Origin of the sequence: Pseudomonas sp. B21-009, assembly GCF_024749345.1 — a bacterium.
Lineage (GTDB): Bacteria > Pseudomonadota > Gammaproteobacteria > Pseudomonadales > Pseudomonadaceae > Aquipseudomonas.
This window is the reverse complement of record NZ_CP087199.1, coordinates 720,001-738,034: the sequence shown is the minus strand read 5'-3', so window position 1 is coordinate 738,034 and position 18,034 is coordinate 720,001. Positions and strand designations below refer to the sequence as shown.

At 63.1% G+C, this 18,034-nt stretch carries 10 protein-coding genes and 2 rRNA genes (1 of these 12 cut by a window edge); 2 read left to right on the top strand and 10 right to left on the bottom strand.

Annotated elements, in window-relative coordinates; all coding sequences use genetic code 11:
• The first annotated feature begins 17 nt into the window (after positions 1 to 17).
• Positions 18 to 362, top strand: a complete 345-nt coding sequence (locus tag LOY34_RS03255) for a cupin domain-containing protein (RefSeq protein WP_045195824.1) — start codon at positions 18 to 20, stop codon at positions 360 to 362.
• Between the two features lie 101 nt (positions 363 to 463).
• Here LOY34_RS03255 and mmsB read toward each other — a convergent pair whose 3' ends face one another.
• Together mmsB and LOY34_RS03245 are read right to left on the bottom strand one after the other, a co-directional pair.
• Positions 464 to 1,351 carry a 3-hydroxyisobutyrate dehydrogenase gene (gene mmsB / locus LOY34_RS03250; RefSeq protein ID WP_258664275.1) on the bottom strand — a complete coding sequence of 296 codons (888 nt, stop codon included), beginning with the start codon at positions 1,349 to 1,351 and terminating at the stop codon, positions 464 to 466.
• Between the two features lie 10 nt (positions 1,352 to 1,361).
• Positions 1,362 to 2,888, bottom strand: a complete 1,527-nt coding sequence (locus LOY34_RS03245) for a CoA-acylating methylmalonate-semialdehyde dehydrogenase (RefSeq protein WP_258664273.1) — start codon at positions 2,886 to 2,888, stop codon at positions 1,362 to 1,364.
• A 136-nt stretch (positions 2,889 to 3,024) separates the two neighbouring features.
• Between LOY34_RS03245 and LOY34_RS03240 the strand changes: the two genes are divergently transcribed.
• On the top strand, positions 3,025 to 3,972 hold the full coding sequence (locus LOY34_RS03240; RefSeq protein ID WP_045195818.1) for a LysR family transcriptional regulator: 948 nt from the start codon (positions 3,025 to 3,027) through the stop codon (positions 3,970 to 3,972).
• On the opposite strand, the gene LOY34_RS03235 is transcribed toward LOY34_RS03240, so the two are convergent.
• The 8 genes from LOY34_RS03235 to LOY34_RS03200 all read right to left on the bottom strand — a co-directional run.
• Positions 3,973 to 4,464, bottom strand: a complete 492-nt coding sequence (locus LOY34_RS03235; protein ID WP_371128691.1) for an OmpA family protein — start codon at positions 4,462 to 4,464, stop codon at positions 3,973 to 3,975.
• 12 nt (positions 4,465 to 4,476) lie between these two features.
• A complete protein-coding gene (locus LOY34_RS03230) occupies positions 4,477 to 5,748 on the bottom strand; it encodes a diguanylate cyclase domain-containing protein (protein WP_045195816.1) in 1,272 nt (423 codons plus the stop codon).
• Positions 5,745 to 6,320: a YfiR family protein gene (locus LOY34_RS03225; protein WP_045195814.1), complete on the bottom strand. Its 576-nt coding sequence runs from the start codon at positions 6,318 to 6,320 to the stop codon at positions 5,745 to 5,747. The genes LOY34_RS03230 and LOY34_RS03225 overlap by 4 nt, the downstream gene beginning before the upstream one ends.
• Before the next feature lie 113 nt (positions 6,321 to 6,433).
• Positions 6,434 to 8,515 carry an exodeoxyribonuclease V subunit alpha gene (recD, locus tag LOY34_RS03220; RefSeq protein ID WP_195885626.1) on the bottom strand — a complete coding sequence of 694 codons (2,082 nt, stop codon included), beginning with the start codon at positions 8,513 to 8,515 and terminating at the stop codon, positions 6,434 to 6,436.
• Positions 8,512 to 12,201: an exodeoxyribonuclease V subunit beta gene (recB, locus tag LOY34_RS03215; RefSeq protein ID WP_258664272.1), complete on the bottom strand. Its 3,690-nt coding sequence runs from the start codon at positions 12,199 to 12,201 to the stop codon at positions 8,512 to 8,514. Before recB ends, recD begins: the two co-directional genes overlap by 4 nt.
• Positions 12,198 to 15,677 (bottom strand): exodeoxyribonuclease V subunit gamma, encoded by a 3,480-nt coding sequence (recC, locus tag LOY34_RS03210; protein ID WP_195885624.1) that lies wholly within the window; start codon positions 15,675 to 15,677, stop codon positions 12,198 to 12,200. Before recC ends, recB begins: the two co-directional genes overlap by 4 nt.
• A 127-nt stretch (positions 15,678 to 15,804) precedes the next feature.
• Positions 15,805 to 15,920, bottom strand: a 5S ribosomal RNA gene (rrf, locus tag LOY34_RS03205).
• A gap of 134 nt (positions 15,921 to 16,054) precedes the next feature.
• Positions 16,055 to 18,034 (bottom strand): 23S ribosomal RNA (locus LOY34_RS03200); it runs 911 nt beyond the window's last position.

The following is an 18,034-nucleotide window of genomic DNA, read 5'->3' as shown; positions in this document are numbered from 1 at the left end:
ATCCTCTGGAGCCTGGAATGTCCGATTTCATCACCGTGCTGCGCGAGACCTGCCCTACCCCCGTGCTGGATGCGACCAAGTGGCAACGCATCGGCGGCGACCCGCACACCGTCAACCTCAACGCCTATGTGTCGGCCGATGGCAGCAAGATCATGGGCACCTGGATCTGTACGCCGGGCAAGTTCCAGGTCCATTACGAGAAGTGGGAGTATTGCCACTTTCTCGACGGCTACTGCGTGATCACCCCGGAAGGTGAGCAGCCAGTACATTTGAAGGCCGGTGACGTGTTCGTCATCGAACCTGGGATGAAAGGCACCTGGGAGGTGGTGGAGACAGTGCGCAAGTACTTCGTTTTTGCCTGACCGTTGGGGCTGCCTTGGCAGCCCATCGCTGGCAAGGCCAGCTCCCACAGGGTTAGGTGTGCGCAGTACCTGTGGGAGCCAGCCTTGCTGGCGATGCTCTTTTACTCGGGCTTGCGATAGCCTTCGACAATCGCCGAGAAATCCTTGCCACCCTCGCCGCGCAGGCTCATGGCCTGATACAACTGCTGGGCCACTGCGCCGAGAATCACCGGCTGGTGCGCCTGACGCGCGGCTTCTGTCGCCAGGCCCAGGTCCTTGAGCATCAGCTCGGCACCAAAGCCACCGGTATAGCCGCGCGATGCCGGGGCCGTGTCGATGATGCCCGGCCACGGGTTGTAAGTGTCCGAACTCCAGCAACGGCCGGTCGAGCTGTTGATGATCCCGGCCAGGACTTTGGTGTCGATCCCCAACGCGTTGCCCAACGCCATGGCTTCGGACACGCCGATCATCGAGATACCCAGTAGCAGGTTGTTGCAGATCTTGGCGATCTGCCCGGTGCCGACTTCGCCGCAGTGGACGATGTTGCGGCCCATCTGCGCCAGCACCGGTTGCAAGGTGGCGAACAGCGTGTCGCTGGCGCCGACCATGAAGGTCAGGGTGCCGGCTGCGGCACCGCCGGTACCACCGGACACCGGCGCATCGGCAAGGTCAACGCCCTGTTTGGCCGCTGCGGCTGCTACGTCACGGGCGGTCTGCGGGTCGATGGTGCTGCAGTCGACCACCGGGGTCCCGGCCTTTACCCCGGCCAGCACGCCATCTTCATTGAGGTACACGCCGCGCACATGGTCGGCGGCCGGCAGCATGGTGATCACCAGTTCGCTCTGCTGCGCGGCATCGCGCGGCGAGCTGCTGATCTGCCCGCCGAGCTCGGCAAGCTCTGCCAGCACGGTCTTGTTCAGGTCGAACAGGTTCAGCTGATGCCCGGCCTTGATCAGGTTGCGGGCCATGGGCGCGCCCATGTTGCCAAGGCCGATGAATGCAATACGCATGATGAGCTCCTTAGCGCAGGCTGATGGTGGTGTTCACGCCATCGTTGACGCTGTCATCATCAAACCAGCGGCTGGTGACGGTCTTGGTCTGAGTGTAGAACTGCACCACTTGTTTGCCGTACGGGCCCAGATCGCCGAGCTTGGAGCCGCGCGAGCCGGTGAAGCTGAAGAACGGTACCGGCACCGGGATCGGGATGTTGATGCCGACCTGGCCGACGTCGATCTCGTTCTGAAACTTGCGCGCCGCCGCGCCGCTCTGGGTGAACAGGCCGGTGCCGTTGCCGAAGGGGTTGCGGTTGACCAGGGCGATGGCTTCGTCGAGGGTGTCGACTTCCAGCACCACCAGCACCGGGCCGAAGATTTCCTGGGTGTAGATCTGCATGTCGGTGGTCACCCCGGAGAACAGGGTAGGGCCGACGAAGTTGCCCTGCTCGTAGCCCGGCACGCTGACCTCGCGGCCGTCGAGCTCGAGCGTGGCGCCTTCCTTGATACCGCTTTCGATCAGGCCCAGCACTCGCTCCTTGGCGCGCTTGGAAATCAGCGGGCCGACATCGGTGCCCGGCTCGCTGCCAGCGTTGACCTTGAGTTTGCAAGCCAGCTCCTTGAGCTCCGGCAGCCACTCGCGGGCCTTGCCCACCAGCACCGCCACCGAGGTGGCCATGCAGCGCTGGCCGGCCGCGCCGAAACCGGCACCAACCAGGGCATTGAGGGTTTGCGTGCGATTGGCGTCCGGCAGCACCACGGCGTGGTTCTTGGCGCCCATCATCGATTGCACGCGCTTGCCGTGCTGCCCCGCCAGGTTATAGACGTGGGTGCCAACCTCGGTGGAGCCAACGAAAGAGATCGCCTTGATATCGGAATGGGTGCACAGCGCATCGACCACCTGCTTGCCACCATGGACGACGTTGAGCACGCCGGCCGGCACACCGGCTTCGACCGCCAGCTCCACCAGCAGCATGGTCGACAGCGGGTCCTGTTCGGACGGTTTGAGCACGAAGGTGTTGCCGCAGACGATGGCCATCGGGAACATCCACAGCGGGATCATCGCCGGGAAGTTGAACGGGGTGATACCGGCGCAGACGCCGATCGGCTGGCGCAGGGTGTAGGTGTCGACGCCACTGGCAACGTTTTCGGCGAACTCGCCCATCTGCAAGGTGCCGATGCTGCAGGCATGCTCGACCACTTCCAGGCCGCGGAAGATATCGCCTTCGGCGTCGGCAATGGTCTTACCCTGTTCAGCGCTGAGGACTACGGCGATGCGCTTGGAGTGTTCGCGGATCAGCGCCTGCAGCTTGAGCATGATGCGCATGCGCGCGCCGATCGGGGTGTCGCGCCAGGTCTTGAACGCACGCTGGCCGGCGGCGATGGCGGCGTCGACTTCTTCGGCGGTGGCGAAGGGGACGCGGGCCAGCACTTGCTGGGTGGCCGGGTTGACCACGTCGCGCCATTCGCTGGTTTTCGATTCGACCCATTGGCCGTCGATCAGCAGCTTGACCTGCTCGACCTTGGTCTGGCCGGGAGTAAGGGATGCGTTCATGTGCGTTCTCCTGAAATTGTTGTTAGGGAGAGATCGACGCCACCGGGTCAGCCACGGCGGGCGCTTGGGTCCAGGGCTTTTTTGGAGTATAGATGTGCAAACATCTAATAAGAACGCACATAAAAGCCGGACCAACATGCAAAAAAACATCACCTCCCTGGGGTCGCTGAACTGGGATGACCTGAAGTTTTTCCTTGAAGTGGCGCGTACCCGCAAGGCCAGCAGCGCGGCCAAACGCCTGGGCGTCGACTACACCACGGTGTCGCGGCGGATCAGTTCGCTGGAAGTGGCGCTGGGCACTCTGTTGTTCGAAAAGTCGCGGACCAACGGCTTTGTCCTCACCGCCGAAGGCCAGCGCCTGCTCAGCTATGCCGAATCCATCGAAAGCACCCTGCACATGGCTTGCGAGCAGGTTTCCGGCTCCGGCGTGGCGTTGTCGGGGCATGTACGCATGGGCTGCACCGAAGGATTTGGCAGCTTCTTCGTCACCCCGCAACTGAGCCATTTCGTTGATGCCTACCCGGCGATCTCGGTGGACATCCTGCCGCTGCCGCACTTCATCAGCCTGTCCAAGCGCGAGGCCGACATCGTCATCGCCCTCGAGCGCCCGGAACACGGGCCCTACGTGTGCTGTAAGCTGTGCGATTACCGCCTGCGCCTGTACGCCACCCAGGAATATCTGGACAGCCACGAGCCGATCACCCGCAGCAGCGACCTGGCCCGCCATCAGTTCATCAGTTATGTCGACGACCTGGCCTTCAGTTCCGAGCTCCTGTACCTGGCCAACCTGATTCCGGCCGCCAGCGCCAACCTGCGCAGTACCAGCGTGATCGCCCAGTATGTAGCGGCGCAGCAGGGCCGTGGCCTGGCGATCCTGCCGTGTTTTCTGGCCGCACAAGACCCGCGCCTGGTGGCGATTCTGCCGGAGGAGGTAGAGATTACCCGGCAGTTCTGGATGTACTGCCGGGAGGATTTGAGGAAGTTGAAGCGGATCACCCTGTTGTGGGATTACATCCGCGATGTCACCGAGCGCAACACCCCGCTGCTAATGGGCGAGTCGCGCGCGATGAGCTTTGCCGACTGATCAGTCGGAGGCGACCACGATCGACACCCGGCGGTTTTCCAGGCGTCCGGCGCGGGTGTCGTTGCTGGCCACCGGCTCGCTGCTGCCCAGGCCACGGGTTTCGACGTTTTCCGGGCGCATGCCGACGCCAACCAGCACATTGGCCACGCTCTGCGCACGGCGCTTGGACAGTTGTTCGTTGTAGGCCGCGCGGCCCGAGGCATCGGTATGGCCGTCGACCCGCACGCGCTGGATGTTCACCGACAGCAGCGACTTGCCGATGCGCTCGACAATCGTCCGGCTCTGGGCGTTGAGGGTGTCGACATCGCTACCGAACAGCACTTTGCTCGACAGGCCGAACTCCCAGCCTTCATCGGTGAGCTGAAAGCCCTCCTGCTTGAGCAGGGCAATCTGTTCGGCGGTCAACCCTTTGGGTGGCACGCTCTGGCAGCCGCCCAGGGCGAACAACGCCAGGGCCAGGCAGATAAAATGAAAACGTAGTCGTTGGCTCAAGTGAATCACGGTTCAGCTCCTGTTTTTTACATGATGAGCAGAGCGCTCCGGCTCTGCCATTTGCCCCTGGCCACGCAAGTTGCGCTTGGCCTGATACATCGCCGCATCAGCGGCATTGAGGAGGTCGGAAGGATTACCGCCGTCGTCGGGAAAATAGGCAATACCGATGCTCAGCGACGTGACGATGATCTGCCCTTCGCTCAGGCGGATTGGCAGTTTCATGCTGGCGGCAATCTTCTCGGCGATGCGCCGGGCGTCTTCGTGCGCGTGCAGTGGCGCCAGCAGCACGGCGAATTCGTCACCGCCCAGGCGAGCCACCAGATCATTTTCACGAAGCTGCGCACGCACCCGGGTGGCCACGCTGATCAGCACTTCATCGCCAGCGGCGTGGCCAAAGTTGTCGTTGACCTCCTTGAAGTTGTCGCTGTCGAGAAACAGCAAGGCCAGGTGTTCATTGTGCTTTTGCGCATTGCGCAGAGTGCGGCTCAGGCGGCCTTCGAAAAACGCCCGGTTCGGCAAGCCGGTGAGGCTGTCGTGGCTGGCCTGGTGGGCCAGGCTTTCGTTCTCGCTCTGCAGGTGGCTCTGCCACGACTCCAGCTCGTCAAGCAAGGCGTTGAAGTCGTTGCCCAGCTCGTTGAGCTCGGCGATCTGCGCCGGTGGCACGCGGCGGTCGAAACTGCGCTCGCGGCGCGCGGCGTGGGCGACATTGGCCAGGCTGCGCAGCGGCCCGACGATGTCGCCGAACATTCGCCGCGACAGGTACAGCGCACTGAAAGCGCTGAGCGCCGTGCACAACAGGATCCCGGCCAGGCCGCTGAGCAGGAAGCGCACCAGGCTGCCGCCCTGCCCCACCAGTTCGATACGCCCGACCTGCTGGCCCTGGTGCAGCACCGGCAGAATGATCGGCTCTTCCAGCAGGCTGCGGGCGATCAGTTGCTCGGTCTGCGCCAGCAGGCCGCTGTCATTGCGCTGCCAGCGCGCCAGCAGCTCGCCATTGTCGTCGAACACCTTGACGTCGGCGACTTCTTCCGTGGTGGCAATCAACGCCAGCGCTTCGTTGGCCGCACCGGCGTCGTTGAATACCACTGCCGCTTCCACGGTGTAATTGATCGAACGGGCAATCAGGTGCAGGTTGTGATTGGCGTAAACGCGCAAGGCCAGCACGCCGAGCAGGGTCAGCGAGACCCCGGCAAGGCCGACGGCAAGCAGCGCCACGCTCAGGTGGCGGCGACCAAGCACGGCACGCAGGGTCGGGCGCTCGCGCCCCTTGCCAAAGCCGATCATGGTTGCGCCGCCCGCCGCCGCGAGAGCTGCAGCACGCTGGGGTGGATGCGCACGCCGCTGCGCGCCACCGAGTCGAGGTTGACGTCGAACGCTACCTGGCGATCGCCGACCCGCAGGCAGAACAGGCTGCCGACCGTGCACGGGTCATCGGCCTCGCTCATGCTCAGCACCGGATGACCGCTCAACGCCGTGAACAACCGGCTACGTTCGTCCTGGCTGAGCTTGCCGATATAGATCGCATCGCACTCATTGGCGATGCGCGGGTCGCTGGCCAGCAAGCGGCGCACCAGCACCGGGCGACCGGTGGCCTGGGTGGTGCCTTTGACCAGATCGTCGGCATATTCGGTCGGGCCGATCAGGCACAGGCGCAGTTGTGCCGGCTCAACCGGCCAGCGTGCGTAACTGAGGATACCCAGCACAACCTGGGTGACTGCCTTGGCTCGCTGCTCGGCCAGGTTCGACGTGACCTCAGCCTCGGCACCGGCCTGCGCGGCGAACAGCAACAGCATCGCGGCCAGCAGCGAACGCGTCAGGCTCGTCACACGTCCCGATGTCGGGGCGGCCACATTCATGAGGGAAATCTCTTAAAACCACGCAGGATGATGCCGCAACGATAGCACAGAGGCCGATTTTCCAGCGAGGGAGCACCTCCCCGGCGATCCGGTAATAGGCCGAATCGCCGTGCTTAAACCTGCTCCAGCATCAGCCCCGAGATACGTTTGACCTTGCGCCGCACCGCGTCTTCAAACACGCCCTGGCGCGGCTCGATCAAACTAAAGCAGGTCTTGGCCCGGGTGATACCGGTGTAGATCAACTCCTTGGTCAAAACCGGGTTCAGGGCGTCTGGAAGCACCAGCGCGGTGTGGGTGAACTCCGAGCCCTGGGACTTGTGCACGGTCATGGCGAACACGGTTTCGACTTCATTGAGCCGGCTCGGCAAGACGAAACGCACGCCGCCGTGCCCGTCGTTGCGGGCAAAAGCCACGCGCAGTACCTGTTGCCCCTCATGCTGCTCATCGGGCAGGCGCAGGGCGATGCCGATATCACCGTTCATCAAACCCAGGCTGTAGTCGTTGCGGGTCATCAGTACCGGGCGGCCTTCATACCAGGGCTGCTCACTGTCGATCAGCCCCGCCGCGCCGAGCACCCGGCTGACCCGCTGGTTCAGGCCTTCGACACCCCAGGCCCCCTTGCGCACGGCACACAGCAACTGAAAGGTCTCGAAGCCCTGCAACACCTGCATGGCCCAGGTTTCCCAGCGTGGATCATCCACCGGCGTACCAGGTTGCGGGCGCTGCTGGCGAAGGGTCTGCAGGTAGCTGCGATAACCCTGGGGGCCATCACTGCCACGGCCCAGGCCTTCGAGCAGCAAGCGATCGAAGTTGCGGTCCTGCTCACCGCGCAGGGTCAGGGCAAACACATCGTCCTGTTTCTGGTTGAGCAGGGCCCGGGCCTGATCGGCCTCCTGGCGGTTGACCAGGCGTGCCAGCTGGCCAATGCCGCTGCCTTCGCCAAAGCGCCGCGAGTAGCGCAGCATCACCACTTGCTGCGCCAGCGGATACTGCCCGGCGCTGCCCGGCAGCAGTTCGCTGCCCGCCAGGGTTTCACCACTGACCTGCTCCAGCCAGGCCTGGGTCTCGGGGCTGTAGCGCCCGGCCTCGGCATCGCGGCACAGGTCACCGAGTACCGCGCCGGCTTCCACCGAAGCAAGCTGGTCCTTGTCGCCCAGCAGCACCAGGCGCGCATGGGGCGGCAAGGCGCCAAGCAGGTTGGCCATCATCTCCAGGTCGATCATCGAGGCTTCGTCGACCACCAGCACATCCAGCGGCAGCGGGTTGCCGGCATGGTGCCGGAAATGTCGTGAGCCCGGGCGGCTGCCGAGCAGACGGTGAACAGTGGAGACGTCGGTGGGAATGTTGTCTCGGACCTCGGCAGCCACCGCCAGGCGCTCGACCTGCTGGCCGATGGACTCGGTCAGACGCGCGGCGGCCTTGCCGGTGGGTGCCGCCAGGCGAATGCGCAGCGGTCGCCCCGCCTCCACCGCAGGCGCCTGCAACAGGGCCAGCAAACGCACCACCGTGGTGGTTTTACCGGTACCCGGGCCGCCGGTAATGATGCTGAAGGCGCTGCGGGTGGCCAGGGCACAGGCCAGCTTTTGCCAGTCCACCTGAGCGCCAGGAACGCCACCCTCGAACAGTTGCGCCAGCCGCGCCGAGAGGTCCGCCGGGGTTGGCTCTACCTGCTGCAGGCGCTCGCGCAAGGCGTTGTCGATACGCCGCTCGTAGGCCCAGTAACGGCGCAGGTACAGGCGCTGGCCATTGAGCACCAGCGGGCGGGCGCTGTCTTCACTGTTGTTGCCATGGGCCACCAACCGGCTGCGGCCCAGTTGCTGCAGCCAGGTGTCGAGGGTCAGGCGCTCGAGCAGTTGCGAGGGCAACAGCAATGGCCCGGCCAGGGCGTCCCCCTCCGGCGGCAGCGACAGGGCAAAATCCGGCTCGGCCAAAGTTTCACCCAGGTCGAGGCAGACATGCCCGTGGCCCAGCTGATGACTGGCCAGGGCCGCCGCCAGCAGCACCAAGGGCTCGCCGCCAGGGTCGCGCTCACCGAGGAAACTCACAAAGGCCCGGTCCAGGGCACGCAACCAGCCCCGCTCGACCCAGCGATCAAGCAAGGCCAGCAGGTCTGCGCCCTTGCTCAGCGGCTGCAGGGCCGCCAGGTGGCCGGCATCCAGCGGCGTCGGCAACAGGTCGTCGAGGCTACGGCTCATGGGGCGTCTCCGAAAAACAGGTCGTGTTGCTGCGGGGCGCTGACGCCGCGGAACAGCGCATCGAGCTGCTCGATCAGCTCACGCGGTGGCTTGACGAAATACAGGCCGCGAGAAGCCGAATCGACGCCACGCAGGAAGATGAACAGTGCCCCGCCGACATGCAGGTCGTAGTCATAACCCGGCAGCCGCGCGCGCAACTGGCGATGCAGGGCCAGCAGGTAGAGCACGTATTGCAGGTCATAGCGGTGGCTGAGGATCGCGCCTTCCATGGCCAGTTCGCTGTAGGCCAGGTCATCAGGCCCCAGCCAGTTGGATTTGTAGTCCGCCACGTAATAACGGCCGTCGTGCTCGAAGGCCAGGTCGATAAAACCCTTGAACATGCCATTGAGCAGCGCCGGTTGCGCAGCCAGGCGCGCGACGCCCTGATGGGTGTATTCGCACACCAGTTGGTCGAGCCGGCCGACATCGACCTTGTGGCTGGCGAACCAGAACTCCATTTCGATCTGGTACTGGCTTAGCTGGCTCAAGGACAACGGTGAGCTATCAGGTGCCAGGGCCATGGGCTGTGCGAGCAGTTGCTGCAACCACTGGCTGAGGGTCGGGATCCAGCCGGTCCAGTCGCGGCGGTTGCAGCGCTGGCCGACGGTGCGGGTCAATTGCTCGGGGTCGGCGCTGACCTGGGCGAACCCTTCGTGCCCGGCCCACTCAAGCAAGCCGTGGAGGAAGGTGCCGGGGTTTGGCCCGCGCGGGAAGCGGTGAATGTCGCCACTACCGGGCATCACTTCACGCAGCTGCTGCGCGTCAGGCCGCTCGTCATCGAGCAGTTGTTGCGCCTGAGAGCTGTCGGCTGCCAGGGTCATGGCCTCTTCGCCGATGCGCAAAGCACTGTAGGAGGCGATCCACCAGTTCTCCGCAGCCCGGCGTTTGGGCTGGCGTGCAGGCAGCAGTTCGGCCTGGTTGCGCGGGGCGCTGTAGGCCTGTTCATCCGGCGCTGGCAATTCGATGCTGGCGATGGCCGGGCAGCCGGACTGCAAGGCCTGCAGCCAATCACCCAGTTGGGTCGAAGCCGCCAGGGGCGTGCCGCCACCCAACAGGTAACCCAGGGCCGAGCGATGCAGGGTCGAGGCCTTGCCGGTGCCACGCTTGAGGTCGGCAACACCGAGCCAGCAAGCATGCTGGGCGCGGGTCAAGGCCACGTACAGCAGGCGCAGGTCTTCGGCCAGGCGCTCGTCGTCAGCCAGGGCGATCTGTTCGGCATCCGGGGTCAGGGTCAGGTGCGCCTGGCCTTCGCCGTCGTGCCAGGCCAGGGGCAAGCGCGAGCCATCGACCGGCTTGCTGGTGCAGATGAAGGGCAGGAACACCAGGGGGTATTCCAGGCCTTTGGATTTGTGGATGGTTACCACCTTGACCAGTTGTTCGTCGCTTTCCAGGCGCAGGATCTGCTCTTCGCCAGCCTGACCCGAGCTGGCCAGGTGCTCGCCCAGGTGGCGAATCAACGCCTGCTCGCCATCCAGCTCGGTGGCCGCCTGTTGCAGCAGTTCGGCCAGGTGCAGCAGGTTGGTCAGCACCCGCTCGCCATCACTGCGGGCCATCAACACTTGAGGCAAGTCGAAATCGTGCAGTAGGCGCCGCAGCATCGGCAGCACACCCTGGCTACGCCAGATCAGCCGGTACTGGCGAAACTGCATGACCCAGCGCTCCCATACCCGCTCATCCTGGTTCAATTGCGCCAGGGCGCTGAGCGGCAGGTTGAGGGTGATGCTGGCAAGTGCCGCCTTGAGCAGGCGCTCGGCATCCGGCTCGGCGCAGGCCTTGAGCCAGGCCAGCAAGTCATGGGCCTCCTGGGCGGCGAATACCGAATCCTTGTCGGAGAGGTACACACTGCGCACATCGCGAGCCGCCAGTTCGCCGCGAATCAGCTGCGCCTCACGGCCATCGCGCACCAGGATGGCGATATCCGAAGGCAGGCAGCCACGCAGCGACTGATCGGCTTGCATGAAACCGCTGCGCCCCTGCTGTCCGCCATTGAGCAAGGCGACGATCTGGCTGGCACAGCTGGCAGCCTGCTGCTGCCGGTAAACGGCGCCGGAAACCGGTTCTTCACTGCTCAGTTGCCAGAGGTTGAGTGCTGGCACCGGCACGCCATCGACCTGCAATTGCTCGCTGCGGCCCTTGGCCTTGACCTCGAGAAACGGCACCGGGTTGTCATTGCCGTCACGGAACAAGAAGGCGCCACGGCCCGACTCACGCACTTCAGCCTGCATGAACACATGGTTGACCGCCGTGACCATGGCCTGGCTGGAGCGGTAGTTGGTATCCAGGCTGTGCAGGCGCCCGGCCGTGGCCCGGCGTGCCCCCAGGTAAGTGAAGATGTCGGCGCCGCGGAAGGCATAGATCGCCTGCTTGGGGTCGCCGATCAGGAACAGGCCGGTGTCGCGGACGTTCTCTTCAATCCGGTAGATGCGCTGGAAGATCCGGTACTGCACCGGGTCGGTGTCCTGGAATTCGTCGATCAGCGCCACCGGGAACTGCTCGCGAATCAGCCCGGCCAGGCGCTCGCCGGCGTCACCGTGCAGCGCATGGTCGAGGCGCAGGAGCATGTCGTCGAAGCCCATTTCGGCGCGGCGGCGCTTTTCCTGCTCGAAGCGGGCGCCGACCCAGGCCGCAGCGTGCTCAAGCAGACAGGCATCAGGCGTGGGCAGGCCCTGAAGCTGGTCACGCAGCGCCTCCATCGCCTGCAATGCCGGGTGCGCTGGCGGTTCGCCCTTCCAGGCTTCGGCCATGCCGGCGCGGGTAAAGCGGCTGAAGCCGGTGCCCAGGTCCAGCTCCAGTGCCTGGTGGTCTTCGGCCCAGGCCTTGAGCTTCTCGCACCAGGGCTCGAAATAGCGTGCCTGAATCTTGCGCCCATCGACCTGCTTGGCGGCCAGGCCGTCCCGGCAGATCTGCAGCAACTCGTCGGACCATTGCGCCCAGGGTGCCTTGAGCGCTTGCAGCAACTCGGTACGCTGCTGCAGCACCGCCTCGATCAGGGCCTGGGGCTCTTCTTCGTCGCTCTCGATGCGCTGGCGGCCGAACAGCGCGCGCACCCGTGGCAACAATGCTTCGGGGCTGACCCAATGGGCCCGCACCCAGGCCAGCGCATCGCCCTGCATGCTGTAGCAGAAGCGCCGCCAGTAATCACGCATGACCTGGCCGAGCAGGTCGCTGTGGTCGGTTTCCAGGGTCTGGGTAAACAGGCTGCCGCTGTCGAAAGCGTGCTCGCGCAGCATGCGTTGGCACCAACTGTGGATGGTCGACACCGCGGCTTCGTCCATCCATTGCGCGGCCACGTCCAGGCGATTGGCGCACGCTGCCCACAGCGACGGCTCATAGTCATCGCGCAGTTGCTCAAGCAAAGGGTCGGCTTCACTCAACTCGCCACGGAAATAGCGCGCAGCTTCTGCCAGGCGAGTACGAATGCGTTCGCGCAACTCCTTGGTGGCAGCGTCGGTAAAGGTCACGACAAGAATCTGCGGCGGCAACAGCTCGCGGCCAAAGCCCTGCTCGCCGCCATGGCCGAGCACCAGGCGCAGGTACAGCGCCGAGATAGTGAAAGTCTTGCCGGTACCGGCGCTGGCTTCGATAAGCTGGCTGCCGTGCAGGGGAAAGGTCAGGGCCAGGGGGGCAGGGGCAACTCCAAGGCTCATCGAGCACTCTCCTCTTTGCCCAGCGTCTGCCAGGGCGCTTCGAACATGGGGCGGTACAGGGCCTCGCACCAGCCTTCGAATTCTTCACTGGCACTGAGTGCCGCAAAATCGCTGAACTGCCGGGCCAGCGCGGTGCTTTCGCTGCGCTCGCCAAAGCTGTTCTGGCCATCGCCGTCGTAGGCCTTGGCCGCTGCGGCCAGGGCTTTGTCGGCATCGCTCTGGGCTAGCCAGGCAAAGGCCGTTTTCACCGCCACCGGCAGCGGTGCGTTCATGCCCGTTTGCCGGGCCAGTAACAGGTCGCCCAGCAGTTCAGCGGCACGGGCTTGTTCGAGCGGCGCCAACAATAGCGTAACGTCGGTGGCGACCACGGCGCTGTGCAGCTTCAGGTCCACCGCACAGGCGGCCAGGTGCATGACCCAGGTTGGCGTCAGCCGGTGCCACTTGAGGGTGCGGCCACTGCTGATGCCATTGGGCAAGGTGGTGATGCTTAGCAAGGACTCGTCTTCGCGCTGGTAGACCCGGCCCAACCAGCCTTCAAGCTTGAGCTGGCGATACTCGAAGCGGATCGGCACGGCGTTATCCACAGGCAACGGCCACTGCTGCAGCAGCTGTTGATAACGCTGCAGCAGGTCGGGCAACGGCTCGATCAGTTCGGCCTGCAGGCATTCACCGAAACCTGCCAGCGGCAGCAGCCCGTAGCCCTGCAGGCGCCTGGCCTGGGTGGTCAACGCCCGCTCGCTGTCTTGCGGGTCGGCCAGGGCTGCTGCCAGCAGGCTTTCACTCAGGCTGTAGCGCTGCAGGGCATCGAGCACGAATGGCTCTTCATCGGCCAGAGGCGCTTCCACCGACTCGAAGAACACCTTCAAACGCTGGCTGAAGAAGTGCCGTACCGGATGGCGGAGGAAGTCTTGCAGCAAGGTCAGGGTCAGCGGTTCATCGCTGCTGTAAGCCGGCAGCTCATCCTCAGGCTTGAGCTGTTGTTCGCCAGGCAGATGCAGGGAGCGCCACTCACGGGCATAGCTGAACAGGTTGCTACCCTTGTGAAAGTAGCGGGCGCTGAACGGCTGCAACGGATGCTCCACGGTCAGCGCATGCAACAACTGCTCACCGGCGTTGAGCTTGCCGCCCACCTCGGCACCGGCCAGGCGCCAACCTGCCGCCAGATGATCACGCAACTGGCCGATCAGCACCGAGGCCGGGCGTTCGCTGTTGTCGCGAATGCTGCGCCCGACCCAACTGACGTACAACTGATCACGGGCCGACAGCAGCGCCTCGAGCAACAGGTAGCGATCGTCCTCGCGCCGCGAGCGATCACCTGGACGGTAGTCACTGCCCATCAGGTCGAAGTCCAGCGGCGGCTGCGCACGCGGATAGTCGCCATCGTTCATACCCAGCAGGCAGACCACCTTGAACGGGATCGCGCGCATGGGCATCAAGGTGCAGAAGTTCACCGAACCTGCGAGAAAGCGCTGGGACAGCCGACCCTGGTCGAGCCCGGCCAACCAGGCTTCACGGACCACGGTGAGCGGCAGCAAGTCTTGCAGGCCGACCGACTCACAGGTCTGCAACCAGGTTTCGCGCAGGGTCTGCAGTTGCACCAGCAGGTAGTCGTCATGCTCGGTTTCGGCGAGGAAGAACACTTGCAGCAAGGCATGCAGGCGCTCGCCCCACTCGGCAGCCGTCGCCGCCTGGGAGAGCTGCTCGTGGGCAATTTCCAGGGCATCGAGCAGGGCCACCAACGGGCCGATCAAGGCGGCATCCAGGCCGCCAATCTCATCGAACGGCTCGATCCCGTCGCAGCCTTCGCCGACACCGACGGCGTAACCCAGCAGCATGCGTCGCAAGCCGAATCGCCAGCTGTTCTGTTCAAGGTCCGCCGGCAAACCGAGACCGGCGCGTTGCTCGGCGTTCAGCCCCCAGCGAATGCCCGCGCCTTCGATCCAACGGTGCAAGGTCGGCAGGTCGCTTTCCTTGATCGCGAAGCGCGCGCGCAAGGCCGGCACATCGAGCAGATCGAGGATCTCGCTGACGGCGAAACGGCTGTCGGGCAACTTCAGCAGGTGCTCCAGGGCGATCAGCAACGGGTCGCGGCCACGCTGGCCCTGGTCGGTCAGGGTGAAGGGGATGAAACGCGGGTCGTTGCGGTCGAGCTGGCCGAACACGGCGCGGATGTGCGGCGCGTAGGTGTTGATGTCCGGGAGCATGACGATGATGTCGCGGGGGCGCAGCGCCGCATCGGCGCTGAAGCGGGCGAGCAACTGGTCGTGGAGGATTTCCACTTCGCGTTGCGGGCTGTGGCCGATATGAAAACGCACCGAGCGATCTTTGCCGGGGTCGACGTCAGGCCACAGCGCGCGGGTTTCGGCCAGCGGGCGCAACTCGAGAATGTCGTCCTGCAACTGGTTGAGCAGGGTCTTGGGCTCGCTTTCGCTGAACAGGTCGATACGCCCGTCGCTGAAGGCTGCGCGGTAACTGCCAGGGTCGTCGTAGCTGTCGAGCAGGTTGATGTAGTCGCGGCCCTGCTTGCCCCAGGCAGCCAGCAAGGGATGAGCGTGCTGGTGCAGGGTTTCGGCGTCGATCAGGCTGGGCATGCCCTGCTTGCGTTGCTGGCGCTTGTACTGATGGCGCAGCAGGTCCTTGTCGGCGACGATGTCGGCCCAATGGTGACGGCAGGGGTTGTGCACGCAGAGCAGCACCTGGCTGAAACGCGCCAGGCCGGCGAGGGCTTCCAGCGCCTGGGCAGGCAACGACGAAATACCAAAAACGATAACCCGGGACGGCAGGCCAGCGGGCGCCTGCTCCAGGTTGTTGATCCGTTCGATGAAGCGCTGGTGCACACCGGCGCGGCTCTGGGCCATGCCCTCTTCGCCGACATCCAGCAACAAGGCGCGCCACAGCTCGGCCTGCCAGCAGTTGGCGGGCGGCAGCGGCTTGGATTCGCCACGGGCGGTATTGAGCACATGACGGCCAGCGGCCCAGTCCTTGAGCCAGTCGGCGCGATACACCTGGTACTGGTCGAACAGGTCGGCCAGGCGCTCGGCCAGCTGGTAGCGCTTGCGCAGGTCGCTGTCGTCGGTGAGAAAGCGCTGCAAGGGCTCGAAGTGCGGCTTGTCGATGACCTCTGGTAGCAGGCGCATCAAGCGCCAGGTCAGCGGCGCCTTGTCGAGCAGCGACACCTCGGGGATTTCTTCGCGGCCCAGCACCTTGCGGTACAGCTGCCACATGAAACTGCCGGGCAGCTGCACCTCGACCGCCGCAGCGATGCCGCAGCCGCCCTGGTCGTCATCCTCAGGATCTTCGGCCAGGGCCAGCTTCAACCACTGGGCGATGCCGTTGCTCTGCACCAGGGCGATTTCGTTTTCCAGCGGTGCCAGCGGGTAACGCCGCATCCAGCTCACCACCAGGCTGCGCAGTTCATCCAGGCGGTTGCCGTGAACCACCATGAAACCTGGTAGGAGTGGGTTTGTGTGCGGCATTGGGCATCCTTGAGGCTGTGCGGGCAGAGGGAAACCTTATCATGCTCGGCGAGCCTGACTGTGTTGTGCAACAGCCAGAAAGACAAAACCCCTACCTGCATATGCAGATAGGGGTTTCGGAATTTAATCTTGACGATGACCTACTCTCACATGGGGAAACCCCACACTACCATCGGCGATGCATCGTTTCACTGCTGAGTTCGGGATGGGATCAGGTGGTTCCAATGCTCTATGGTCGTCAAGAAATTCTGTTGCCAGAAGGTCTTGTTAGACACTCCAGCGAATCGGGTATGTGATGTTTGTGAGTTACAAATCTTCGGCTGTGCAGTCTTCACAACACCGCAATCTGGCTTTCGCTCAAATTGCTTGGGTGTTATATGGTCAAGCCTCACGGGCAATTAGTATTGGTTAGCTCAACGCCTCACAGCGCTTACACACCCAACCTATCAACGTCGTAGTCTTCGACGGCCCTTCAGGGAGCTCAAGGCTCCAGTGAGATCTCATCTTGAGGCAAGTTTCCCGCTTAGATGCTTTCAGCGGTTATCTCTTCCGAACATAGCTACCCGGCAATGCCACTGGCGTGACAACCGGAACACCAGAGGTTCGTCCACTCCGGTCCTCTCGTACTAGGAGCAGCCCCTCTCAAATCTCAAACGTCCACGGCAGATAGGGACCGAACTGTCTCACGACGTTCTAAACCCAGCTCGCGTACCACTTTAAATGGCGAACAGCCATACCCTTGGGACCGGCTTCAGCCCCAGGATGTGATGAGCCGACATCGAGGTGCCAAACACCGCCGTCGATATGAACTCTTGGGCGGTATCAGCCTGTTATCCCCGGAGTACCTTTTATCCGTTGAGCGATGGCCCTTCCATACAGAACCACCGGATCACTAAGACCTACTTTCGTACCTGCTCGACGTGTCTGTCTCGCAGTCAAGCGCGCTTTTGCCTTTATACTCTACGACCGATTTCCGACCGGTCTGAGCGCACCTTCGTACTCCTCCGTTACTCTTTAGGAGGAGACCGCCCCAGTCAAACTACCCACCATACACTGTCCTCGATCCGGATAACGGACCTGAGTTAGAACCTCAAAGTTGCCAGGGTGGTATTTCAAGGATGGCTCCACGCGAACTGGCGTCCACGCTTCAAAGCCTCCCACCTATCCTACACAAGCAAATTCAAAGTCCAGTGCAAAGCTATAGTAAAGGTTCACGGGGTCTTTCCGTCTAGCCGCGGATACACTGCATCTTCACAGCGATTTCAATTTCACTGAGTCTCGGGTGGAGACAGCGCCGCCATCGTTACGCCATTCGTGCAGGTCGGAACTTACCCGACAAGGAATTTCGCTACCTTAGGACCGTTATAGTTACGGCCGCCGTTTACCGGGGCTTCGATCAAGAGCTTCGCGTTAGCTAACCCCATCAATTAACCTTCCGGCACCGGGCAGGCGTCACACCCTATACGTCCACTTTCGTGTTTGCAGAGTGCTGTGTTTTTAATAAACAGTCGCAGCGGCCTGGTATCTTCGACCGGCATGGGCTTACGGAGCAAGTCCTTCACCCTCACCGGCGCACCTTCTCCCGAAGTTACGGTGCCATTTTGCCTAGTTCCTTCACCCGAGTTCTCTCAAGCGCCTTGGTATTCTCTACCCAACCACCTGTGTCGGTTTGGGGTACGGTTCCTGGTTATCTGAAGCTTAGAAGCTTTTCTTGGAAGCATGGCATCAACCACTTCGTCGCCTAATGGCAACTCGTCATCAGCTCTCGGCCTTAAGATCCCGGATTTACCTAAGATCTCAGCCTACCACCTTAAACTTGGACAACCAACGCCAAGCTGGCCTAGCCTTCTCCGTCCCTCCATCGCAATAACCAGAAGTACAGGAATATTAACCTGTTTTCCATCGACTACGCTTTTCAGCCTCGCCTTAGGGACCGACTAACCCTGCGTCGATTAACGTTGCGCAGGAAACCTTGGTCTTTCGGCGTGGGAGTTTTTCACTCCCATTGTCGTTACTCATGTCAGCATTCGCACTTCTGATACCTCCAGCAAGCTTCTCAACTCACCTTCACAGGCTTACAGAACGCTCCTCTACCGCATCACCTAAGTGATACCCGTAGCTTCGGTGTATGGTTTGAGCCCCGTTACATCTTCCGCGCAGGCCGACTCGACTAGTGAGCTATTACGCTTTCTTTAAAGGGTGGCTGCTTCTAAGCCAACCTCCTAGCTGTCTAAGCCTTCCCACATCGTTTCCCACTTAACCATAACTTTGGGACCTTAGCTGACGGTCTGGGTTGTTTCCCTTTTCACGACGGACGTTAGCACCCGCCGTGTGTCTCCCATGCTCGGCACTTGTAG

Excerpts from the sequence above, each read along its gene's own strand:
- LOY34_RS03255 (WP_045195824.1), top strand. The coding sequence starts at position 18 with ATGTCCGATTTCATCACCGTGCTGCGCGAGACCTGCCCTACCCCCGTG.
- mmsB (WP_258664275.1), bottom strand. The coding sequence starts at position 1,351 with ATGCGTATTGCATTCATCGGCCTTGGCAACATGGGCGCGCCCATGGCC.
- LOY34_RS03245 (WP_258664273.1), bottom strand. The coding sequence starts at position 2,888 with ATGAACGCATCCCTTACTCCCGGCCAGACCAAGGTCGAGCAGGTCAAG.
- LOY34_RS03240 (WP_045195818.1), top strand. The coding sequence starts at position 3,025 with ATGCAAAAAAACATCACCTCCCTGGGGTCGCTGAACTGGGATGACCTG.
- LOY34_RS03230 (WP_045195816.1), bottom strand. The coding sequence starts at position 5,748 with ATGATCGGCTTTGGCAAGGGGCGCGAGCGCCCGACCCTGCGTGCCGTG.
- LOY34_RS03225 (WP_045195814.1), bottom strand. The coding sequence starts at position 6,320 with ATGAATGTGGCCGCCCCGACATCGGGACGTGTGACGAGCCTGACGCGT.
- recD (WP_195885626.1), bottom strand. The coding sequence starts at position 8,515 with ATGAGCCGTAGCCTCGACGACCTGTTGCCGACGCCGCTGGATGCCGGC.
- recB (WP_258664272.1), bottom strand. The coding sequence starts at position 12,201 with ATGAGCCTTGGAGTTGCCCCTGCCCCCCTGGCCCTGACCTTTCCCCTG.
- recC (WP_195885624.1), bottom strand. The coding sequence starts at position 15,677 with ATGCCGCACACAAACCCACTCCTACCAGGTTTCATGGTGGTTCACGGC.